Source organism: Sporomusa sp. (assembly GCF_057736855.1).
Map to the genome: position 1 here is coordinate 1 of NZ_JBYKYF010000270.1, position 4,338 is coordinate 4,338.

The following is a 4,338-nucleotide window of genomic DNA, read 5'->3' on the forward strand; positions in this document are numbered from 1 at the left end:
TCAAGACTGGAGGAAAAGATTAACACAGGAGTAATATCCCGCCTGGTAACAGGAGCCACTTCAACTGCGACGGTTTGCCCTTGTGACACACGACCAGCTCTTTCTTTTCCTGCCTGTACATTACTGTAGATACGGTAGCTAATGATTCCAACTAGAACGAATGCAATAACGGTTACAATAACAATTGCTTTTTGTTTGCGTGCCACCTGCTCATTCCTCCATTATTTAAATCCTCAGTTTCTATTCGACAGGTGGCTCATCTATCCTGCCTTCGCAATATATTTATTACGCGCAACAAAACAAGAGAGAGTACTTTACTGCTGCCGGCATTGACCAGATAGGCTTCCCATCTTCGTCATTACCAGAAACTATGCATTGTACTCTCTCTTCTTTAACTTTCCCGTTTGCAAGTAATCTGCGCCAGCACTTCCATAATAGCAGCAGTCGTAACTTCACGGGTTATACTCACTTGACCAATGCCGGTCATAAGAACCCAGTTTATTTTATTGCTCTCCATTTTTTTATCTCTTAACAAATACCGCATCAGGTCCTCTGGCGAATAACCAGGAGCTGTAAGCGGCAAACCCATATGGCTGAGCAACTGCCGCAGCATATCTACATGCTTTTGCTCGCATAATCCCAGTTTTTTGCTAATAAGCCCAGCCGCATGCATACCAATAGCCACGGCTTCCCCATGATTATACTCGGAAAACCCACCGGCAGCTTCAATAGCATGACCTATCGTATGCCCAAAGTTCAGCACCATCCGCAGGGAAGTCTCCCGTTCATCTTGGGCTACAATCTCAGCTTTAAGTTCACAGCAGCGGGCAATGACCGTTGCCAACACTGCCGGATCACGCGCAAGTAAAGCATCGGCAGACGCTGTTAAATTGCAAAAAAAGTTCTGATCGGCAATAACACCATATTTTATAACCTCAGCCAAACCGGCCTTTAGTTCCCGTTCAGGCAAGGTTTCCAATGCCTTAGGATCAATAATTACTACACTTGGCTGATAAAAAGCACCAATTAAATTTTTGCCTAATTCATGATTAACCGCCGTTTTACCACCAACGCTGGAATCCACTTGCGCCAATAAAGTTGTCGGCACCTGGACAAAGGGTACGCCGCGTAAATAAGTGGCAGCTACAAATCCAGCCAAATCGCCAACCACGCCACCACCTAACGCAATAATCGGTGACTTACGGTCAAGTCCCAAACTGATAGCCTCAGTGTATACCGCCTCGGCAGTAGTAAGCGATTTAGAACCTTCTCCTGGTTTTATAGTAGCGATCTTAACTGTAAAACCTGCATCAGCCACACTGTCGGCTAAAGCGGTAGCATAGAGCGGATAAACATTTTCATCAGTCACAATAAGAGCTTTATTACTCAGTGGCAAATGGCGTAGCAGTTTTCCTGCGTGGGGGATGCTTCCTGATTGTATATAAATGGTATAGCTATGTGCTGGTAAGTTAACCTTGACTTCGACCACGTAGATGCCCCCCTTCCCGTAACAAGCAAATGATCTTTTCTGTCACCTGCTGTGTCGACATATAACTGGTGTCAATAATATAGTCAGCCTTCATATAGAGGTTGGCACGCTCTCGAAGCAGCTTAGCCACCCGCTCGGCTCGGTCTTCACACTCTAGTAGTGGGCGTACTCTCTTGCGGGAAGTACGTTCCAGAATGGTATCCAGCGATGCTGTAAGCGAAATAATAATCCCGGAGTTTCTGAGTCTAACCATATTCTCCTGTTTAAGCACTACCCCGCCACCCGTAGCAATAACGGTATTGGTATAACGTGCTACCCGCGCAATAACCTCCCGTTCTAACTGACGAAAGTAATCTTCGCCATATAGTTGAAAAATATCACTAATAGTAAGCCCGGTTTCTTGCTCAATCTTTCGATCAACATCAATAAAGGGACGGTTAAGTCTTCCTGCCAATAGTCTTCCGGTAGTGGTCTTGCCAGTACCCATAAATCCAATTAGAACTATGTTTTTCACGAATTCCTCCAAAATTGTAAAGCATTGCCTATTTTACTATACGAGGGGTAAGAAAAATAACTACTTCGGTAGCATTATGTGTTTTGCTGAAATTTTTAAATAAGGTTCCGATGATGGGTAACTCACTAAACAATGGCACTGCTTTTCTCGCTTCACTGTCAGTAGTCCCAATTAACCCGCCAATAACCATAGTTTCGCCATCTTTTAGCCGTACCGTAGTCTCAGCCTGACGGGTAGTAATTTTATATTGTTTAATATCAGACACCAAAGTTGCACTGCTAACTTCTGTAAGAACATGGACTGTGATTAATCCATCAGTATTAATTCTTGGTGTATAAATTAATTTGATACCAGCATCTACATACTCGGTGCTCGTTGTGGTTGTACCATTAGTAAGTGTTTGCACTTGCACGGGAATACGATCACCGATTAGTATCTGTGCCTGGTTGCCATTAATTGTGGTAACTTTGGGCTTGGCCAATACTTTGGCATCCCCGTTACTTATCAATGCATTAATGGTTGTCTGGTAATAAAACTCATAAGGATATCCTTCCGGATTACGACCAAATTGAATAACACCCTTACTCCCAGTACGAGTGACGGTAAGATCGCCATCATCATCCTTATCTCTCGTCGCATACTGCGGCGTTGCTTCCCAGGACCATTCAATTCCTAAATTTTGGCTTTTTTCTTTACTGATAGCCAGTACTTCGGCTTCCAGTGATACCTGCTGATACGGTATGTCGAGTTCATCTAATAGATTTTGAATCTTTGCGGCCTCTGTGTCAGTTCCTAAAAGAACTAATGAATTGGTAGCATAATCGATGGTCAGCCTATCTAACTCGGTTGACTCTTCACTTGATTTTTCACCAGTTGCGGCAACGGCAGTCATTCCATGTACAGCATTTTTTATTGCCGAGCTTCCCTCCGCCTGGATTCTCTTTTGTCCTTTCTTTTCCCCAAACAAAATAGAGAGAATGGTATCCTTAACAGAATCGGGATTTATAAATTTCAGTTTAAAGGTATGTACTGACCCGAATTCTCTGCCGATCTTGTTGGCAGCGCCGACAACCAAACAATCGCCAACTAACTGGTAGGTAAGCCCCTTGGTCTTACATATTAATTCCAAAGCCGAATCGAACGGCACCTGATTAAGGTGAATAGTGATCGTTCCTTTAACCGAATCGTCCACGATCATGTTAACCTTGCCGACATTTGCCAGTGCGGTAAGTACATCGCGCACTTCAGCATCGGTTACTTTCATATTCACAGTTGGATTGGCTGAAGCAATACTTGTTATGCTAAAGAAAAAAAGACATAACGCCAACAGGATGGTTGTATTCAGTCCATGCATTGCTTTCACCATTCTAAAGCCAACACTTGCTGGCCATGCGGACCAAGCAGAGTAACAGAGCTTTCCCCAACCAATATGAGTTGATGTAATCCGATGTACTCTCCGAGTTGATAAGAACGACTATCCTTTCCTGTTTTAATTATGGCTACCTGCTGACCACCGCCACTGACTATGCCAACAAGTCGTAATGAAGTGTCCGGCAGTGCAGACGATAACACTGACTGAGAAGCGGACGGGGCATTGGTTGCTGCTGACGTATCAGAATCCACCGTCTTGGGCTGAAATTCTTTAGGAACGGCAAATGGATCACGCATCACCGCATGTAATGGATAGCGTACAGGCAATACCTGATGGGATGTTTTCGGAGAAATAGTACTTTGCTGATAACGCGCCAAAACAGAACCTGAAAGCGCAACCCCTCCTGGCAGCCAAAAACAGTACCCTAATACCACTGGCAGCAAACAACAGAAAAAGATTAGTCGGGTATGATGTCCCCTTTTTGGCCTAGGCTGCATACATGGTTGACGCTGTCCACAGGTAAGCGCGTTCACAACATAACTCCCCTCTTATGCAAAAGCTTCCTAGTACACATTTTTTTAACCTTTTATCCGAGTTTTATAATTATGAATAGCCAATCGCAAATCGTCAATAGTGTCTCCGCTAAATTTTTCCATCAGAGACTGAGCCAATATAATTGCTACCATAGCCTCGGCAACAACCGCGGCTGCTGGCACTGCACATACATCGCTGCGCTCGGTGTTAGCCTTTTGAACTGATTTATCGGCGATATTTACGGTCGCCAGCGGCTTCATTAATGTCGGAATTGGCTTCATTACTGCTTTAATGATGATGGGTTCACCATTACTGATACCGCCTTCAATGCCACCGGCATTATTGGTATGACGATAGTATCCTCGATGGCTTTCATAATATATTTCATCATGTGCCTGACTACCTAGTAAATTGGCATAAGCAAATCCA

At 44.1% G+C, this 4,338-nt stretch carries 5 protein-coding genes and 1 pseudogene; all 6 read right to left on the reverse strand.

Going from position 1 to position 4,338, the window contains the following annotated elements; all coding sequences use genetic code 11:
- A pseudogene (locus AC29Z1_RS14330) lies at nucleotides 1-206 on the reverse strand (efflux RND transporter periplasmic adaptor subunit); the annotation flags it as partial.
- Between the two features lie 185 nt (nucleotides 207-391).
- Nucleotides 392-1,489 (reverse strand): 3-dehydroquinate synthase, encoded by a 1,098-nt coding sequence (gene aroB / locus AC29Z1_RS14335; RefSeq protein ID WP_488272136.1) that lies wholly within the window; start codon nucleotides 1,487-1,489, stop codon nucleotides 392-394.
- The gene (locus AC29Z1_RS14340) at nucleotides 1,470-2,003 is read right to left on the reverse strand and encodes a shikimate kinase (RefSeq protein WP_488272137.1); all 534 of its coding nucleotides are present in this window, start codon (nucleotides 2,001-2,003) and stop codon (nucleotides 1,470-1,472) included. Before AC29Z1_RS14340 ends, aroB begins: the two co-directional genes overlap by 20 nt.
- Nucleotides 2,004-2,031: 28 nt before the next feature.
- Complete coding sequence (locus AC29Z1_RS14345; RefSeq protein WP_488272138.1) at nucleotides 2,032-3,357, reverse strand: type II secretion system protein GspD; 1,326 nt, start codon at nucleotides 3,355-3,357, stop codon at nucleotides 2,032-2,034.
- 5 nt (nucleotides 3,358-3,362) lie between these two features.
- Nucleotides 3,363-3,908 carry a hypothetical protein gene (locus tag AC29Z1_RS14350; protein WP_488272139.1) on the reverse strand — a complete coding sequence of 182 codons (546 nt, stop codon included), beginning with the start codon at nucleotides 3,906-3,908 and terminating at the stop codon, nucleotides 3,363-3,365.
- A 45-nt stretch (nucleotides 3,909-3,953) separates the two neighbouring features.
- A partial coding sequence (locus tag AC29Z1_RS14355; protein WP_488272140.1) for a chorismate synthase occupies nucleotides 3,954-4,338 on the reverse strand: 385 nt, incomplete at its 5' end.

Excerpts from the sequence above, each read along its gene's own strand:
- AC29Z1_RS14345 (WP_488272138.1), bottom strand. The coding sequence starts at position 3,357 with ATGCATGGACTGAATACAACCATCCTGTTGGCGTTATGTCTTTTTTTC.